Below are 17,819 nucleotides of genomic sequence, written 5' to 3'. Positions count from 1 at the left end.
GTTCGGTGGCCCAGCTGCCGCCGGCGGACGTGGTCCTGTTCGACCTCGCGCCGCGCGCGGTCGCGGACGTCCTCGGCGACCGGCTGCCGTCCCGGGTGGCCCGCGCCTACCGCCGGTTCCGGCACGGACCGGCCGCCTTCAAGGTGGACTTCGCGGTCGAGGGCGGCGTGCCCTGGACCCACGAGGCCGCGCGGCGGGCGGGCACGGTGCACCTCGGCGGCGCCTTCGAGGAGGTCGCGGCCGTCGAACGCGCGGTCCACGCCGGCCGGATGCCCGAGCGGCCCTTCATGCTCGTCGGCCAGCAGTACCTGGCCGATCCCCTGCGGTCGAACGGCGACATCCACCCCGTGTGGACCTACGCACACGTGCCGCACGGCTACGACGGCGACGCCACCGAGGCGGTGATCCGCCAGATCGAACGGTTCGCCCCGGGCTTCCGGGATCGTGTTCTCGATACGGCGGTCCGCTCCCCGTCCGCGCTCGCGGAGTACAACCCCAACTACATCGGCGGGGACATCATCACGGGCGCCAACACCGTCACCCAGCTCGTGGCCAGGCCACGCCCCGCCCTCGACCCGTACGCAACGGGCGTACCGGGCATGTTCATCTGCTCGGCGGCCACGCCACCGGGGGCGGGCGCCCACGGCATGTGCGGGGCGCACGCGGCGGCGTCGGCGCTGCGTCATCTGGAACGCGGCCGGTCCCGTGTCTCCGGGGGAAGGCGACAGGCCCGTTGAGCCCGGCGGTGGCCCCAGGTGGCGGATCCCTTCAACCTGGCTGAAAGCGGCGCAACAAGGAGCCGAGCGGTGATCACGTCCCGGCACTCCAGGACCTCAACGGGACTTCAGGTCAAGGACGTTCCTCGTGCGGCCGGTCCGCCGTGGTCTGCGGCAGCGCGATCTGGCCGGTCACGAACTCGTTCCTCGTTGCTCACCACTTCTCATGCTGACCCACCCGCCCGTCGGCGCGTCAGTGGTCCGCGCAGCACGGGGTGGGAGCCGGGACCTCGAAGGGGACGAGCGTGCCGCCCGCCGCCGGCATGGCGGTGAGGACGAGCTCGCCGTCCTGCCACTGCGGGCGGACGTGATCCCACGTCACTAGGCGGGTGTCCGGGGCCAGTTGGCCGGGCCGCCCGCCCAGGACCGTCACGCGGTCGATCGCCGAGCGCGTGAGCACGTCGGCGATCGTCAGCGTGCCCATGAGGGAGGACACCCCCGGGTAGATCACCGCGCGGCCCGCCGCGTCGGGGGCGCCGGGCGTCACCTCGTACTCCCCGGCCGCGAGCCGCTCCCGGGCGGTGCGCAGGAGCGGCTCGGACGGCAGGGTGAACGACAGGGCGACCCGCGGCCGGTCTCCGCGCACCAGGTGCGTGCAGCCGAACACTCCCTCGGGGAGGTCGAGTTCGGCCGCCAGCAGTTGGATCAGGTGGTCGGCCGCGCGCAGGTCCTTGATCCCCGCGTCCACGGTGAGGGCGTACGGCGTCACGAGGGCAGGACCCACACGGGGTTGGAGTAGAACCACAGGTCGCGCCACGGGTCGGCGTCGCCGACGACGTCGATGGCCGGACCGGCCGGGTCGACGGTGGCGCCCATCGCGCCGACGGCGGACCGGTTGCCGTCGCTGCCGCGCAGGCGGACATACAACGGGCGGTCCACGCGGCCGAGTTCGTAGCTGAGGCGCACGACACCGGTCGACTTGTTCACCTCGTACGACCGCACGACCTTGGCCGTCGGCGCGGTGAACGTGTCCTTGTCCGGGACGGGGCCGGTCACATCACCCTGGATGACATCCATACGCGCCAACTTGGGCACGAACCCGGCCCAGTTGGGGCCACCGGCCAGGGCCACATCGACCGTCAGCGTGACGTTCGTGCCCTTCTTCACATGTAGCGCGCCGCCGAGCGTGGCCCAGCGGCCGCCACCCAGGACGCGGGCGTCGAGGCCGCTGAGGAGCTGGCCGTGGTCGACCCAGATGCGGCCGGCGCGGATGCCGTCCATGACGGCGGCGTAGTCGAAGCCGTCGGCGCCGACGTGCGTACGGCTGTACTGGCCGGGCCAGTAGTCGCCCTGCGTGATGTCGATCTTGCCGCCGTAGACCGGGTCCTCATACCGTCCGTTGGCGTTGAAGTCGCCGCCCGGGCCGCGTACGGCGGTGTCGGCGTACACCTGGTGGGAGTCGGAGTTGGCGGTGATCCACCAGGGCTTGCCCTCGGCGAGGAGGCTGTCCCACAGGCCGCCGACGGTGGCGGTCATCCAGTCGAAGCCGCCCCAGGTGCGGTAGCTCTCCAGCGGGTAGCCGGCGAAGGAGTTGGCGCTGGGGTTGTTGTCGTAGATGCCGCGGGCCCGGGCCATGCCGAGCGGGGCGGGCAGGCCGGCGGCCTGGTGGCCGGGCGCGCCCTCGAAGCCGACGGCGATCTGCCGGCTCGGGTCGGTCGCGTCGCGCCAGGCGCGGATCTCGTGCGGGGAGTCGACACCGCGCCGCGCCGGGTGGTTGGCGAGCATCAGCGCGTCCTTGACCTTGCGGCGGCGGACCTGCTCACCGAGGAAGGCCAGGCCCGCGACGGCGAGGGCCTCGTTGGCGGGCGTGGAGTCGGAGGCGCCCTTCACGCTGCCGTCGTAGTCGGTCTCGAACTGCTTGAGGACGGAGACCTCGTTCTTGCCGGGGTGCACGAAGACGGTGCCGTGCTCGGCGGCCGGGATGTTCCACTCCAGGCCCTGGAAGACGAGGGTGTCCTTGTACGCGGCCCGGGCCTCCTTGATGTCCGGGTTGACCTTCTCGACGCCGATCTTGGCGTGCGTGGCGCTGCCGTGGTCGGTGATGACCAGCCAGTCCATGCCGTGCCCCGCGCCCTGGCGGACCTGGTCGACGACGCGGTACTTGCCGTCGCTGCTGTACTGCGTGTGGATGTGGTGGTCGCCGGCCAGCCAGAGGAAACCGTTCGTACGGCGGCCGTTGGTGGCGGCGGCGGGCGTCGCCTGCCCGAGGACGCTGCCCGCCGCCAGGCCCGCACCCAGCAGGCCCGCACGGCGGAGGAGGGAGCGGCGCGACTGCTGCTCGGGGGTCAGGGCCTCGTCGGGCACGGAGGTGTCGAAGGCGGCGGGCAGGGCCGGGACCGCCTCGTGCTCGTGCCCATGCCCGTGCTCATGACTGTGGTGGTGGTGATGCCCGTGCCCCATGCTGCGCCTCCTGAATACCGCTGCCTTCTGCGGCACCACTGCGCCGCCTGTGGAGGATCGAGGCGAAACATGAACTTTGTTCAACCAGGGAGTGATCGGCAGTCGACCTGGGCACGGCGGCTCGACCCGTCTCTCACTGTTTCCCCAACTGCCCTTGCCGGTCACACTGATTGACACTGAACCTGAGCAGCGTTCACCTTCCGTCCCGCTTCCTCCCACCGGAGAGACACCCCCCATGAGAAGACTCCTCGGCGCCCTCGCGGCCGCCACCCTCGCCGTCACCGGTCTCACCGCCACCGGCGCGACGCCCGCGGCGGCGGCCACCACCGGCTCGTTCAACGTCCTGACGTACAACGTCGCGGGCCTCCCGGAGGGCCTGAGCTCGGGCAACCCGGAGAAGAACACCCCGCTGATCTCCCCGCGCCTCGGGGCGTACGACATCGTGAACGTCCAGGAGGACTTCAACTACCACGCGGCCCTCTACGCCGGGGACAACCACCCGCACCGCACGGCGACCAGCGGCGGCGTGCCCTTCGGCGACGGCCTCAACACCCTCTCGGACTACGCCTTCGAGGACTTCCAGCGGGTGAAGTGGAACAACTGCACCGGCACCAACTGCCTGACACCGAAGGGCTTTTCACTGGCGCGGGTCCGCCTCGCCGAGGGTGTCTTCGTAGACCTCTACAACGTGCACACCAACGCGGACTCGACGGACGACGCACTGGCGGCGCGCCGCGCGAACGTCTCGCAGCTCTCGGACTTCATCAAGGCGAACTCGTCCGGCAACGCGGTGATCGTCATGGGCGACACGAACACGCGGTACACGCGCACCGGCGACAACATCCGCACGCTGGTCCAGGAGAACGGCCTGACGGACCCGTGGGTGAAGCTGGTGAAGGGCGGCACGCCGCCGGCGCAGGGCGCGGACGCGCTGGTGTGCCCCACGACGGCGCCCACGAACGACTGCGAGGTGGTGGACAAGATCCTCTACCGGGGCAGCAAGCTGCTCTCGCTGTCGGCCACCCGCTACAACAACGAGTGGGCGTCGTTCCTGGACTCCGCGGGCGGCAACCTCTCCGACCACTTCCCGCACACGGTCGACTTCTCCTACACCCTCAACTCGTCCCTGAAGGCGAGCGACTTCTTCGGCGGCCCGCACGGCACGGCGTTCAACGACGCGGACGACCTGCCGACCACACCTTCGCCCCGCACGCTGACGCTGCGCGGCGCCTCCCGCCTGGACGCGGTGTCGCTCTCCTACGACGGCGGTACGACCGTCTCCCACGGCGGCACGGGCGGCACGGCGACGTCCCTGACCCTCGCGTCCGGCGAGCACCTCAAGTCGGTGAAGCTGACACAGGGTCAGAAGGACGGCCGCACTCGCCTGTTCTCGGCGACGTTCACGACAGACAAGGGCCGTTCACTGACGTCCGGTACGGCGACGTCCGACACGAAGACGTTCACGGCTCCGTCGGGCTGGCGGATCGTGGGCTTCACGGGGAGGTCGGGGGACGAGGTCGACAAGCTGGGCGTGCTGTACGCGCCGATCAGCTGACGCGGGCGCGCACCGGACCTCCACCCGGAGCCTGTTGAAGATCGAAGCAGGGTGGAGGTCCACGCCCGGGGAGTTGTCACGTGGCCCTGCGGGCCCGACAGTCCGGCCGGCGCGATACCAGGCCCGCAGGACGAGGAGGAATCCGCCGAAGGCCGCGGTGTCCAGTGCGAAACGCGTTCCCCGCACCGTGGCCGTGCGCAGGGTGCCGTCGGTCGCCGCGGCCTGCGCGACCACCGCCGGATCTGCGCAACCTTCCATCCCTAAGGTATAACCTAGAGACCCTAGGCAAACGAGCGACTTCGAGGGGGCCCATGCCCAGAGCCGGCCTCACCCCCGACCGCATCACCGCGGCCGCCGCCGACCTCGCCGACGAGGTCGGCTTCGACCACGTCAGCCTCTCCGCCCTGGCCCGCCACTTCGGCGTGAAGGACGCGAGCCTGTACTCGCACGTCAAGAACCTCCAGGACCTCCGCATCCGCCTCGCGCTCCTCGCCGGCGGCGAGATGATCGACCGGATCGCCGTGGCCGTGGCCGGACGATCCGGGAAGGACGCGCTCGCCGCCTTCGCCGGCGCCTACCGGGAGTACGCCCTCCAGCACCCCGGGCGGTACGCCGCCACCCAGATCCGCATCGACCAGTCCCTCGTCGCCGACTCCCCCGCCCTGCGCCGCACCGCCGAGATCACCTACGGCATGCTCCGCGCCTACGGCCTGGAAGAACCCGACCTCACCGACGCCGTACGAATGCTGCGCGCCACCTTCCACGGCTACTGCGCCCTGGAGTCCACCGGCGGCTTCGGCCACCCCCGCGACGTACAGGCCTCCTGGGACAAGGCGATCGACGCCCTGCACATCACCCTCGAACACTGGCCCCGCGAGGAGAGCGAGAGCGATGACTGACCTGTATGACGACTATTACGACGTCCGCGGCACCGGGCCCGTGCTGCTCGTCGTCCCCGGTGGTGCCGGGCATCCCATGGGGCTCGGCCCCATGACCGACGCGCTCGCCGACCGGTTCACCGTCGTCACGTACGACCCGCTTGGCCTCGCACGTTCGCCGAGCGGCTCACGCAGACGCTGACGCATCGGGACGGCTGAGCGCCAGGACATCGCCGTACGACGGTGCCGTGCCCCGCGGTGAACGGCCCGCGGCGATCTCCGCGACCGTCTCCAGGGCCGCGCCCAGCGCCCGCCGGTACAGCAGCGAGCCGAGGCTGACGCGGCGTACGCCGAGGTCGGCGAGGTGGGGGACGGTCGGGCCGGTGGGTGAGTAGAGGATGTTGAGCGGGGCGTCGAGGTGCCGTACCAGGGTGGTGATGAGCCCCGGGTCGGTCAGGCCGGGGACGAACACGCCGTCGGCGCCCGCCTGTCGGTAGGCGTCCAGGCGGGCCCTCGTGTCTTCGGCGTCCCCGTCACCGAGCCAGTACGTGTCGGTGCGGGCGTTGACGAAGAGGTCCGGGGCCGCCGACTTGACCGCGGCGATCTTCGCGGCGTGCAGGGTGGCGGGGCCAAGGCGGTCCTCCAGATTGATGCCGACGGCCCCGACGGCTGACAGCGCGCGAGCGAACTCCCCTACCTCGTCCGGGTCTTCGCTGAAGCCGTCCTCCGCATCAACGGAAAGCAGGAAGGGCTCCGTGCCGAGCGTCAGGGCGAGCCGCAGGGTCTCGTCGCGGACCGCCGACGCCCCGTCGGGCAGCCCGGCGCCCGCGGCGACGCCGAGGCTCGTCGTGCCGATCGCCCGGAAACCCTGACCCGCGAGGGCCGTCGCGGAGGCGTGGTCCCAGGCGTTGGGGAGGAGGAGCAGGGGCCGGTCGGTGTGATGGAGCTCGGCGAAGGGGAGGGCGGTCATGTGCGGAACGGTACGGGCGGGTCGGTTCGGCGTCGGCCGAACCGTTCCGGCGCCCGCGTCGGCCCGGATCTTCGCGGCAACCTCCGCAGCCAGGGCGGCGACCCAGGAGCATGACACCCTGAGCGACGCCCCCACTAGTTCATCCGTCTGACCATCCGCTGCATCACCTCGACGGGCAGCGCGGGATTCCGGGCAGCCGTCTCGGCGGTGCCGTTGTCCCGCAGCAGCCGGGTCAGGACACGCACCGGCAGGTTGGGGTGGCGGGCGGCGAAGTGCCGTACGTGCTCGTGCGGGTCTTCGAGCAGGCGTGCGGCGGCCGCGGCCGACAGCCGTGGGTCGGCCGCGGCATCGCACCGCACTTCCTCGCTCACGTCCCGGCTGAGCCGCTCCACCAGCTCGGGCGTCGACTCCGGATCGTCAAGGGCCAGCCTGCGCATGCGCGGGTTCGGGTCGTCGGCGTGGCGCAGGAGGCCGCTGCGGGGGAAGTTGGGGTGGCCGCGCGGGCGGTCGGGGGTGCTGAGGCTGCCGGTCCACCACTGCCACACGTTCATGAGCATGTCCGCGGGTGCGTCGTCGCAGGATTCGGCGAGGAAGAGCTGTACGACGCGGTCCTCGTCCCGGGCGAGGCGTTCGACGACGTCCGGCGGCAGGTGCCGGGCCCGGGCGACGCTTCGGCGCACCAGGGGATGGGAGGAGGCGGCGAGGCGGCGCATCGCGTCGGCGTCGTGGTGGAGGGCCACGACCCAGTCAAGCGCGTAGTAGTGGATGCCCGGGTCGAAGTCGATGGGGATGGCCGCGCGTTGCTCCTCGGTAAGGTCCGGCCGGGTCGACACCGCGAAGCGGACGTCCGGGTCGGGGTCCTCGCCGAGGACGGCGACCAGATCCGGGTCCAGGCGCGGGTTGCCGGCGAGGGAACGGCGTTCGGCCGACTCGCCGTGCCGTGCCAGGTGCTCGGCGAGGTCGCGCTCCAGGCGGCAGGTCTCCAGCGCGTCGATCTTGAGGTCTTCGGCTTCGAACACCGACAGGGGCAGCGGGTGCTCCTGGTGATGCAGCAGCAGGGCGGCCCTGCGCACCTTGCCCGCGGGATCGCCCAGGAGCGCCTTGCGCGCCCGGTCGTCCAGATGCGGCCAGGCCGCCGCGCAGGCCACGAACCGCACGCCGGGGTCGGGGTCGGTGGCCAGAGCGACCGACAGGGATGCGGGCAGGCCCTTGAGGCGGGCGGCCTCGGAGCGGACGCGCGCGGACGGATCGGCGGCGAGCCTTCGGCAGGTGTCCTCGTCGAGTTCGGCCCGACGGTCCGCGGCCAGCATCGTGAGGAGCCACCGGTGACGCTCGTCCTGCTCACCGAGGATCACGCGGGCCCACTGCTCGGGCGTGATGTTCGGCTGGACCTCGGCCGCCCGCGCCCGGAACTTCCAGTCGGGGTGGACCAGGGCCGCGTCCACGACCGCCGTCGGCATGGCGCTGTACATGGCGTAGGGGGACCGGTCCAGCAGTCGGGTGCGCAGGTCGTCCGGGGTGGCCGGGTTGAGCGAGAGTCCGCGCGCCCAGGCGTCCAGCAGCTTCTCGCCGGTCCCCGGCCCCTGGAACAACCACGCCCATGAGTCCGCCCGCTCCTGCGGTGTCTCGCGGGCGGCTGCCTGCGCGGCCGCCTCCTGCCGCTCCCTGATCCGGTCCTCGGCGATCAGCCAGACGTCGTACTCCTCGGTCGTGGCCGCCAGCAGGGTGTCCCCGTCCATGGCCAGCGTGAGGAACTCCGGCTGTCCGGGCCGCTCGCCGAGCACCCCGGCGAGATCCCACTCCGCGGTGAGCCGGACCCGGGTCCACAAGCCGCCCGCGGCGCCCGTCCAGGCAGCGGCGACGGAGATCAGGAACGCCCCGTCCCCGTCGAGGATCCCGGCCTCGGACGCCAGCCGGTGCCACTGCCGGTTGATCTCGGCGACCAGGTCGGGCCGGTCCGCCCGGACGGTCACGGTCGGCTCGGCCTGGAACCCGATGACCCGGCGCCACGCGAACCAGGGCGGCAGTACCTCCTCGACCCGCCGTTCCCCCACGATCTCCAGCCCGGAGCGGCGCAGCAACTCCGCCAGTTGGTCTCTCCCACCCGTCATGGGGATCATCCTGCCCGAAGGGGGCTTCCCGAGAAGGTCCGAAGGTTCCAGGCGCCGACCGCGTAGCCGAGGCCGCCCTCGTCTCCCGCCCGGGCCTCGATCCGCCAGGGGGTGCCGCCGGTGGGGTAGAACCGCAGTGTCAGCGTCCGGCCCGACGGCAGGTAGAGCTCGGCGACGGACCGGTCCACCACCAGGCGCAGTTCGACCGGGGCACCGGACGCCGCCCTCGCCTCGGGGCAGGGGAGGCGATATGTTCCGCCGTGTGCGCGGGGGTCGCGGGAGGCGTGGTCGCGGTTCACGACGAGTTCACCGGCGGCGGGGTCGATGCCGATGTCGAGGTACTCTGCACCGTCGGCGGAGGTCACCAGCCGTAGTCCTCCTGTCGTGCCGGCGGCGGAGGGTTCCAGACGGGCCGTCAGGTCGAAGCTGGGGCTCACCGTCCCCAGTACGGCCGTTCCGGTGGTCTGGCCGGCAGCGGTCAGCGCGCGCTCGTCGCGCAGCGCGAGGAGTTCCGCGGCCGGTCGCTGTCGTACGGAGCCGTCTTCGGCGAGTGTCACCTCGCGCGGCAGCGTCAGCAGCCCGGCCCAGCCGGCCTCGCGCACCCACGCGGCGTCACGGGCTTCCCATGACCAGCCCCACAGCAGCCACCGGCCGTCGGGGGCGGGCAGCAGCGCCGGGGCGTAGAAGTCGGGTCCGTGGTCGAGCAGGGCGGGGGCCCCGGGGAGGAAGCGGCCGTCCTGCTCGCGCCCGGGGTAGACCACGGTCCGGCGCGGTCCGAGCTCCGGATCCCAGACGCCGAGGAGCAGCGCGCCGCGTCCGTCCGCGTGCAGGTACTGGGGGCACTCCCAGCCCAGCCCCGTGTCGGCGCCCGGCGCCACCGGTTGTGGGGCCCGGTCCAGGAACGGCCCCCGGTACTCCCACTGTTCCAGGTTCCCCGACTCGTACAGCAGCGCCGCCGCCCGGCCGTCCGCCCGGGCGGAGCCGACCAGCATGCGCCAGCGGCCGGCCTCGCGCCATACATACGGGTCGCGGTACATGGTCGTGCCCTCGGGCAGTTCGGGTATCAGCAGGCTGCCGCGCGGTTTCCAGGTGACACCGTTGTCCTGGGACTCGGCGGTGGTGACCGGCTGTGCCCAGCGGTCGGTGCGGAAGGCGGAGTAGAAGGCGACCATGCGGTCGCCGTCGGAGACGGCGTTGCCGGAGAAGCAGCCGTCGGCGTCCTCTCCGCCCGGCGTGGGGGTCAGTGCCAGGGGAAGTTCCTCCCAGGTCAGCAGGTCGGGGCTGCGGAAGTGGCCCCAGTGCATGTTCGCGTGCTCGGGTCCGTACGGGTTGTACTGGAAGCACACGTGGTAGTGGCCGTCGTGGAAGGCCAGCCCGTTGGGGTCGTTGATCCAGTTGCGGGGCGGGCGCAGGTGCGCGACGGGCAGGTGGGGGTCTGCGGGCATGACGGACACGCAGGGGTCCTTTCGGGGTGGGGGGTCGAGGAGCGTGGTCAGCCCTTGACGCCGGTGGAGGCGATGCTGTTGACGAAGGCCCGCTGGAAGGTCACGAACAGCGCGAGCACCGGCACGGTGATCATCGACGAGTAGGCCATGACCTCGCCCCAGGAGGGGTTGAGCTGGAAGAAGTAGTCGATGCCGACCATGACCGGCCGCAGTTCCTCGCTCTGGACGACCATCAGCGGCCACAGGTACTGGTTCCACATCGGCAGGAAGGCCAGGATGGCCACCGTGGCGATCGCCGGACCGGACAGCGGCATGACGATGCGCCGGTAGATGCCGAACCAGCTCGCCCCGTCGATGACCGCCGCTTCGTCGAGTTCTTTGGGGATGCTCTGGAAGTACTGGTGGAACAGGAAGATGAAGAGCGCGTTGCCGATGAACGGCAGGATCTGCACCTGGTAGGTGTCCAGCCAGCCTTCGGTCACGACGAGCCGGCCGCCCTCCATCTGCAGCCAGGGCAGTTTGTTGACCCACCAGACCATCGGCAGGGCGAAGGTCTCGAACGGCACGACCAGCGTCGCGATCACGGCGGTGAGCACGATCTTCTTGCCACGCCACCGCATCCGGGACAGGGCGAACGCCGCAAGGCTGTTGATGAAGATGCTCAGCGCCACCGTGATGACGGAGATCCCGATGGAGTTGAGCAGGAACCGGATGGCGGGCACCCGGTCGAAGATCCCGGTGTAGTTGGCCAGGGACAGGTGGCCGACCGGCAGGAACGCCTCGATGCCGTCCAGGTCGCCGAAGATCTGCTCGTCGGACTTGAACGACGACACCAGCATGAAGACGATCGGGAACGCGAAGAACAGCGCGAGCGCGATACGCGCCGCCTGCAGGCCGATCCGGCGCGGCGAGGGCCTCCGGCGGCGGCCCGGGCGTACGGGTGCGGGGGATACCGGGGATACCGGGGATGCAGAGGTCATGTCAGTCCTTCTCCCGGGTGAGGAAGCGCTGGACGAGGGAGACGGCCAGCACCAGAACGAAGAAGACGAGGGAGATCGCGGACGCGTATCCGGTCTGCTGCTGGCTGTATCCAGTCCGCACGGCCTGGTAGACGACCGTGCTGGTGGAGTCCAGGGGCCCGCCCTGCGTCATCACGCTGACCTGGGTGAACAGGGCGAACGCGCTGATGGTGATGGTGATGAGCACGAAGGTGCGGGTGGCCTTGAGGCCGGGCCAGGTCACGTGCCTGAAGCGCATCCAACGGGTGGCCCCGTCCATGTCGGCAGCCTCGTAGAGGTCCTGCGGGATGGTCTGCAGTCCGGCCAGCCAGATGATCATGTGGAAGCCGACGCCCTGCCAGACGGACATGAGGATGATGGCGGGCATGGCCGTGGAGGGGTTGTTCAGCCAGTCCGGTCCCTGCACGAGGCCGAAGGTGAGGCGGGAGATGATCTCGTTGACCAGCCCGGTCCTGTGGTACAGCAGCGTCCACAGGAGGGAGACCACGACCATCGAGGTGACGACCGGGAGGAAGTAGACGGTGCGGAAGAAGTTGACGCCCTTGACCTTGGCGTTGACGAGCAGGGCGAGCACCAGCGCCAGGCCGCCCTGCAGCGGGACGACGACGGCGGCGAAGTAGAAGGTGTTCCGCAGCGACTTGTAGAACAGCGGGTCGTCCAGCAGGGTGCGGAAGTTCTGCAGTCCCGTGAACTGCGCCGGGGTCGGGGACACCAGACGGGCGTTGGTGAACGCCAGCGCGAAGGCCAGCACCACGGGGATGACGATGAACATCACCAACAGGAAGACGGCGGGGCTCACCATGCCGAGCGCGGCGAGGCTCTCTCTGCGCCGTGCGTGCCTCTGCGTCGCACGTCGGGTCGGTGGGACGGCGGCGGCGGTGCCGGGCCGGGTGGGCATGGACGACATCGTGGTGGTCATGGGACATCCAGGCAGGTACGTGTCCCGGCGGAGGCGGTGGGGAGGAACCGCGTCCGCCGGGACGGGCGGACGCGGTCAGCTGCCGGTGGGGTAGTTGTTGGTCGACAGGTTGCTGTCGATTTCACTGACGGCCTGATCGAGGGCGCCCTTGACGTCGGCGCCGGCCAGGACATCCTGTGCCGTCTTGGAGAACACCGTGGAGATGTAGGGATAGGCCGGGGTGACGGGCCGGACCACCGCGAACTCCTGCGCCGCCCGGAGGAAGACGTTGAACTGGCCCTCCGATTCGTAGCCCTTCACCTGTTGCGCTGCCGCGTCGGTGGCGGCGATGGTGCCGGTGGCCTTGGCGAAGTCCACGTAGTACTTGGTCTGCCGGGAGAAGTTCAGGTATGCCTGGGCGCCTTCCTTGTTGGCGCAGGTCGAGCTCATGCCCCACTGCCAGGAGGCTCCGCCGATCTTCGGTCCGTCGCCGAAGTCGACCGGCGGGAGAATCGCCAGGTCGCTGCCGAACTTGTCGACGTTGGCCTGGGCCGACCAGCTGCCGTCCCACTGGATGGCGGTCTTGCCGTTACGGAAGTCGTCGGCGGGGCTCTTGCTGGACTTCAGCGGTGCGTAGCCCTTCGTGACCATCGAGCGGAACCACTCGCCCCACTCGACGGCCTTCTCGCCGTTCAGTGCGCCCTTGGCGGTCTTGTAGTCCGAGCGGTCGATCAGGTCGCCGCCGAAGCTCTGCAGTATCGGGGAGTAGGCGTACGGGAACCACTCACCGGTGTCGGCCGTGCCGAGGTCCAGCGTGTTCTTGAACTCGCCCCCCGCCTTGATCTTGGCGAGCGCGTCCATGAACTCGCCCTTGGTCCAGGGCTTGTCGAAGGTGGGGATGCGGATGTCGTACTTGTTCAGCACCGACTTGCGGGAGTACATGGTCAGCGCGACGTCGTAGAAGCCGAACGCGTAGGTCTCGTCCTGGTACGTGGCGACCGTGCTGGGCAGCTGGTCCTTCACGGAGACCTCGCCCTTGGAGAGGTCCAGCGGTGCGAGGTACCCGCCCCAGGCCCAGTTCGGGACGTTGGGCCCGTCGACGTCGAGGATGCACGGCAGCTTCTTGGCGGAGGCGGCGGCCACCACGGAGCTGTTGTAGGAACCCTGCGGGAAGGCCTGCATCTCGACCTTGTACTTGCTCTGCGACCCGTTGAAATCCTTGATGATCTCCTTCACGACGTCGAGCTCGGCCGAGTTACCGGCGTTGTGCGTCCACAGGGTCAGCGTGTCGCCGCTGGCTCCGGACGTGTTGCCGCCGCTCCCGGACGCGCATCCGGCGACCAGCGCAGTCGCCGCCACGACGGCTACACTCGCACAGGCGAGGGGCCTGATTCTCCACACCACGAGGGTTCCTCCATCTCACTGAGACGGGTCTTGCCGGACCCGCCTGGGCGACCGGTTGCGACGGTCGCTGTTCTTGGTGGTCGTCCCGCCGCCCGGGGCTTCGGTCCGGGCGGCGGGACAGCCGTTTTTCGGGTGCCCGGTGTCAGCCCGCCGAGGGGGCGCCGATGGAGGCACGCTCCCGCAGCGGCATGGGCACACGGTGTACGACCGCTTCGAGCGGCCCCTCGCCGAGGATCAACGCCACGGCAAGGCGGCCGAGTTGGTAGTGCGGCAGTTTCAGCGTGGTGAGCGCCGGGCGCAGTACGGACGCGATGTCCTGGTCGTCGAAGGAGACCACCGACACGTCGCCGGGTACCGACAGACCCGCCTCGCCGAGCGCCTGGTAGGCGCCGAAGGAGAGCCGGTCGGTCAGGCACACCAGCGCCCGGGGGCGATGACCCGCCGCGAGCAGGGCGGCGACCTCCCGGTAGCCGTCCCGCGTGTCCCAGTCGCACTCGACGACACCGTCCAGGCGGGCCCCGCCCGCCCGCAGGACCTCCTCCAGCCCGCGCATGCGCTCGTTGCCGGCGATGATCCCCTCGGGCGTGGCCGGAACGGCCTGGTGCCCACCGATCGACCAGATGCCCTCTGTGTGACCGGCCGCGAGCAGGGCCCGGGCCGCGTCCCGGCCGGCCTCGATCTCGTCCGGGACGACGGACGGCGCGTCGAAACCGGGGGCCAGGCAGTTCAGCAGGACCACCCGGCGCCCGTACAGCTCCTTGGGCGGAGTGATGTACCGGGTGAACATCGACGCGTAGATCACCGCGTCGACCTGGCGGTCCAGCAGCGCGTGGACCATCGACGACTCGGCGTCGCGGTCGCCGCCGGTCTCCGTGATGAACAGCAGATGGTCCCGTTCCCGGGCAGCCTCCAGCGCGCCGCGGATCACATCGCCCGCGAACGGTGTCGTGGTGATCAGGTCCGACACGAACCCGATGGTCTGGGTCGACTTCGTCCGCAGGCTGCGTGCGGTGACGTTGGGGCGGTAGCCCAGCTCCCGGGCGGCCTCCAGCACGCGTTCGCGGGAGGCGTCGGAGATGCGCATGTCGGTGCGGCCGGAGAGAGCGAACGACGCGGTCGTCGGCGAGACGCCCGCCTTGCGGGCAACGTCGGCCATGGTCACGCGTCGTTCGGGCATCAGCGGCTCAGCTCCGTTGTTAAATCGGATTAGCAGATTGCGATGAGAGTGATGCGCTCTTCGATCGGTGTCAACACCCCGGACATCCCAAAGGGAAAACGGTGGATCTATGGACCGTTTTGCCCGGACTCTAGGTAACGCACGAGTAAATCGGTGTGCGTTAGCCCTTGCTTTAGCTGTCGCGGCACGCGAACGATGCCGAGCCACCGGTTAAACCGATTTGGCACGGCGTCAGCCTGCCGCGCCGACCCAGGAGTGAGCCATGGAGTCAGCCATGAGGAGAAGAACGGCCCTCGGTGTCGTGTCCGCCGCCGTCGGCGGTGCGATCGTCCCGTTCGCGTTCGTGCCGACCGCCACCGCCCAGGAACGGCGTCTGCCCGGAAGTCCCTCCGCCCGCTGGGACTTCGACGAGCGCGCCGGTACGGTCAGCCGCGAGGCGGTCTCCGGCACTCGGGCCGCCGGCCGTAGCGACCATGCCGCCGCGCATCGATCCGAGGCCATAGAGACAGCAACGAACTACATGTCTTGGCCCTGCCTGTGCCGCCCTGAGCGCGCCACGGCGCTTCGGACGCTCCGGGGCCGGCAAGGACGCGGCCGGCCGTCCGGAAATAGCGCCGCGGCTTTGCGGTTGCGTGCCACGCACAGGCGACGGATCCCTCCGGTTCTTCGGCGCGAACCGTGATCGAAGGCGGGCGCGTCCATGCGACAGTGAGGACATGACTGCGCGATTCGTACGGCCGCTACCTCAACCCGGCCCCGCGGGTGAAGTCGAGGCTGTGGAGAGGTTTCGGCGACGCATCGGGGTCCCCGGGCTCGTCGACGTACACACGCACTTCATGCCGGAGCGGGTACTGCGCAAGGTGTGGGCGTACTTCGACGCGGTCGGCCCGGCGACGGGCATCGAGTGGGGCATCACCTATCGGCACGAGGAAGAAGAACGGATCGCGTTGCTTCGGCAGTTCGGGGTACGCGCTTTCACCGCGATGCTCTATCCGCACAAGGGCGGCATGGCACCCTGGCTGAACGAATGGGCCGCCGACTTCGCGGGACGCACGCCCGACTGTCTGCACACGGCCACCCTCTATCCCGAGGGGGGCGTGGCGGAGTATGTGCGCACGGCGGTCGAGGCGGGGGCTCGGGTCTTCAAGTCCCATGTGCAGGTGGGGGCGTACGACCCGGCTCACGAGCTGCTCGATCCCGTGTGGGGGATGCTGGCCGAGGCGGGAGTCCCCGTGGTCATGCACTGCGGCTCGGGTCCCGCACCCGGCAAACACACCGGGCCGGAGCCGGTGAGGCGGCTCCTCGCCCGGCATCCGCGCCTGCCCCTGGTCGTGGCGCACATGGGGATGCCGGAGTACACCGACTTCCTGGACCTGGCCGAGCGGTACGACGAGGTCCGCCTGGACACGACCATGGTGTTCACGGATTTCAGCGAGCGCTTCAGCCCCTTCCCGGCAACCGAACTCGGCCGGCTCGCCGACCTCGGCGACCGGATTCTGCTCGGGTCGGACTTCCCCAACATCCCTTATCCGTACGTCCATCAGCTCGAGGTCCTCGAACGGCTCGGACTGGGTGATGAGTGGTTGCGCGGAGTTTGTTACGAGAACGGGGCGCGGCTCTTCGGGCTGTAGGCACCGCCGCGACGACGCCCTGGCCGGTCAGGACGCGGGGTGCCGCGTGGCGGGCGGGGGAGGCGGCGGCACGCGCGTGCGTTCGATCCTGGACCAGCCCTCGGGGGTGACGCGGTAGTGGTCCCCGTCGTCGGCGTCCATCCGCGAGTGGCCGTGCACATGCAGGACGTCGTCCTCAAGGCCGTGGGTACCAAGGCGGTAGGTGAAGCCGCCCATCATGCCGACCACCCGGAAGTCGACCTCCACGGCCGGTCCCTCCGTCAGGGGAGACAGCGGCGGCAGCAGGTGCTCGATCTCCTCGAAGCAGCGGCCGGTCCTCTCCCGCAGCAGCGAATGGAAGTGGTGCTCCAGCACATCCGGAGGGGAGGGGAGGTGGCGCACCACGACCGGCTCCAGAAGCTCCAGCAGATGCGTGTGCCCCTGTTCCCGCGCGACGTCCACGGCGCGCCGCCCGTCCCCGGTGCGCTGCGTCCGCCAGGCGCCATGTGCGATCAGCCGGGAGACGAGGGCGAAGTCCGCGCCGTGCCAGGCGGCCTGATGCAGCGGGGCGAAGCCGCTGCGGTTCCCGGGCCGGGGGAGATTGACCCACCCAGGATGCCTCCCCAACTCCTCGAACAGGCCGTTCCAGTCGGCGTCCCGGGCCGTGTCCGCGAACCGGTCCCGCTTCTCCCGGTACCAGTCGCCGAAGCGCTCGCGGTCGGTGAGGCCGTCCCATTCCATGCTGATCACGCGAACACGGTAGTCGAGGTGCCCGCGATGGGGAGTCTCCTGTCAGGTAGGGCAGCCGCACCCCACCACGTCAGGCTGCCCGTGCGTCGAGCCCGCGCAGGATCCGCGCGGAGGGTGATCCGGGATGCGCCCGGGGGCTGCACCATGTGCGGGCGGCGCGTACGGAGCTGGGCCTGGACCCAGTGATTCAGACGCCGGCTCGTACGTCCACTACGTCGTCTGCTGCGTCCCGTACGGCGATGAGCAGGCCGCTCGACCAGGTCAGCCGGGTGGTGCGGAAGCCGGAGCGCTCCTCCAGTGTGGCCAGCAGATCGGTCACGGCGGCCTCGTGACCGTCCGGCCAGCCGGGCTGGGGTGCGAGGTCGTCGATGACGTACATCCCGCCGGGCACGACCAGCTCCAGGACCCGGTCGAGGTGGGTGAACTTCCCCGGCCAGGTGTCTGCGAAGACGAGGTCGAAGGGGGCGCCGTCGTACTCCTCCAGCCAGCGCCCGCCGTCGCCGGTCACGAAGCGGACGCGCTCGTCGCCGTCGAACTGCTGCCGAGCGATGCCCTGCACGGCGTCGTCGAGCTCCACGCTCACCAGCTCGGCCGCCTTGTCCATCCCGCTGAGCAGCCAGGCGGTGCCTTCGCCGACACCGGTCCCCAGTTCGAGGATCCGACCGCCGGGGCGGGTCGCGGCGAGGGTGGCGAGCAGGCTCCCGGTACGGGGTTCGCACGACATGGTGAAACCGGCGGCGTGGGCGGCGGCCTGCAACTCCGTCAGGGCGGTGGGGAGCTGATTGATGGTGGGATTGTCGTCCATGCCGCATTCTGAAAGCGCCAC

At 70.5% G+C, this 17,819-nt stretch carries 15 protein-coding genes and 1 pseudogene; 5 read left to right on the top strand and 11 right to left on the bottom strand.

The features are described from left to right. Positions 1 to 737 (top strand): NAD(P)/FAD-dependent oxidoreductase (locus CLM62_RS04655; RefSeq protein ID WP_143658937.1); only part of this gene is annotated, 737 nt, incomplete at its 5' end. A gap of 232 nt (positions 738 to 969) precedes the next feature. Here CLM62_RS04655 and CLM62_RS04650 read toward each other — a convergent pair. Together CLM62_RS04650 and CLM62_RS04645 are read right to left on the bottom strand one after the other, a co-directional pair. Then, positions 970 to 1,500 (bottom strand): hypothetical protein, encoded by a 531-nt coding sequence (locus CLM62_RS04650; RefSeq protein ID WP_257003668.1) that lies wholly within the window; start codon positions 1,498 to 1,500, stop codon positions 970 to 972. Beyond that, positions 1,482 to 3,176 (bottom strand): PHP domain-containing protein, encoded by a 1,695-nt coding sequence (locus CLM62_RS04645; protein WP_095748579.1) that lies wholly within the window; start codon positions 3,174 to 3,176, stop codon positions 1,482 to 1,484. Before CLM62_RS04645 ends, CLM62_RS04650 begins: the two co-directional genes overlap by 19 nt. 235 nt (positions 3,177 to 3,411) lie before the next feature. Between CLM62_RS04645 and CLM62_RS04640 the strand changes: the two genes are divergently transcribed. From CLM62_RS04640 to CLM62_RS04630, 3 genes and pseudogenes are all read left to right on the top strand, one after another. Further along, entirely contained in the window at positions 3,412 to 4,731 is a 1,320-nt protein-coding gene (locus CLM62_RS04640) for a jacalin-like lectin (protein ID WP_095748578.1), read from the top strand. Between the two features lie 311 nt (positions 4,732 to 5,042). Then, complete coding sequence (locus tag CLM62_RS04635; RefSeq protein ID WP_095748577.1) at positions 5,043 to 5,630, top strand: TetR/AcrR family transcriptional regulator; 588 nt, start codon at positions 5,043 to 5,045, stop codon at positions 5,628 to 5,630. After that, positions 5,623 to 5,796: pseudogene (locus tag CLM62_RS04630) on the top strand (alpha/beta fold hydrolase); the annotation flags it as partial. The gene CLM62_RS04635 and the pseudogene CLM62_RS04630, both read left to right, overlap by 8 nt. Here the strand turns inward: CLM62_RS04630 and CLM62_RS04625 are convergent. The 7 genes from CLM62_RS04625 to CLM62_RS04595 form a co-directional block, all read right to left on the bottom strand. Continuing rightward, the gene (locus CLM62_RS04625; RefSeq protein ID WP_095748588.1) at positions 5,797 to 6,579 is read right to left on the bottom strand and encodes an isocitrate lyase/phosphoenolpyruvate mutase family protein; all 783 of its coding nucleotides are present in this window, start codon (positions 6,577 to 6,579) and stop codon (positions 5,797 to 5,799) included. It abuts the pseudogene before it with no gap. Between the two features lie 134 nt (positions 6,580 to 6,713). Next, on the bottom strand, positions 6,714 to 8,690 hold the full coding sequence (locus CLM62_RS04620) for a PE-PGRS family protein (protein WP_095748576.1): 1,977 nt from the start codon (positions 8,688 to 8,690) through the stop codon (positions 6,714 to 6,716). Positions 8,691 to 8,695: 5 nt separating this feature from the next. Continuing rightward, complete coding sequence (locus tag CLM62_RS04615) at positions 8,696 to 10,135, bottom strand: glycoside hydrolase family 32 protein (protein ID WP_306457881.1); 1,440 nt, start codon at positions 10,133 to 10,135, stop codon at positions 8,696 to 8,698. A 47-nt stretch (positions 10,136 to 10,182) separates the two neighbouring features. Continuing rightward, positions 10,183 to 11,115: a carbohydrate ABC transporter permease gene (locus CLM62_RS04610; RefSeq protein WP_095748574.1), complete on the bottom strand. Its 933-nt coding sequence runs from the start codon at positions 11,113 to 11,115 to the stop codon at positions 10,183 to 10,185. Position 11,116: 1 nt separating this feature from the next. Beyond that, positions 11,117 to 12,073, bottom strand: a complete 957-nt coding sequence (locus CLM62_RS04605; protein WP_095748573.1) for a carbohydrate ABC transporter permease — start codon at positions 12,071 to 12,073, stop codon at positions 11,117 to 11,119. A gap of 75 nt (positions 12,074 to 12,148) precedes the next feature. Continuing rightward, entirely contained in the window at positions 12,149 to 13,411 is a 1,263-nt protein-coding gene (locus tag CLM62_RS04600) for an extracellular solute-binding protein (RefSeq protein WP_257003667.1), read from the bottom strand. Positions 13,412 to 13,598: 187 nt separating this feature from the next. Continuing rightward, the gene (locus CLM62_RS04595) at positions 13,599 to 14,633 is read right to left on the bottom strand and encodes a LacI family DNA-binding transcriptional regulator (RefSeq protein ID WP_179381935.1); all 1,035 of its coding nucleotides are present in this window, start codon (positions 14,631 to 14,633) and stop codon (positions 13,599 to 13,601) included. A 716-nt stretch (positions 14,634 to 15,349) separates the two neighbouring features. Here CLM62_RS04595 and CLM62_RS04590 point away from each other — a divergent pair. Further along, complete coding sequence (locus tag CLM62_RS04590; protein WP_095748571.1) at positions 15,350 to 16,264, top strand: amidohydrolase family protein; 915 nt, start codon at positions 15,350 to 15,352, stop codon at positions 16,262 to 16,264. 27 nt (positions 16,265 to 16,291) lie between these two features. Here CLM62_RS04590 and CLM62_RS04585 read toward each other — a convergent pair whose 3' ends face one another. Together CLM62_RS04585 and CLM62_RS04580 are read right to left on the bottom strand one after the other, a co-directional pair. After that, the gene (locus CLM62_RS04585; RefSeq protein ID WP_095748586.1) at positions 16,292 to 16,984 is read right to left on the bottom strand and encodes an ankyrin repeat domain-containing protein; all 693 of its coding nucleotides are present in this window, start codon (positions 16,982 to 16,984) and stop codon (positions 16,292 to 16,294) included. A gap of 196 nt (positions 16,985 to 17,180) precedes the next feature. Next, on the bottom strand, positions 17,181 to 17,798 hold the full coding sequence (locus CLM62_RS04580) for an O-methyltransferase (protein WP_095748570.1): 618 nt from the start codon (positions 17,796 to 17,798) through the stop codon (positions 17,181 to 17,183). Positions 17,799 to 17,819: the final 21 nt, after the last annotated feature.

Source organism: Streptomyces sp. SA15 (assembly GCF_002291145.1).
Taxonomy (GTDB): Bacteria; Actinomycetota; Actinomycetes; order Streptomycetales; family Streptomycetaceae; genus Streptomyces.
This window is presented reverse-complemented; position numbering and strand designations above follow the sequence as displayed.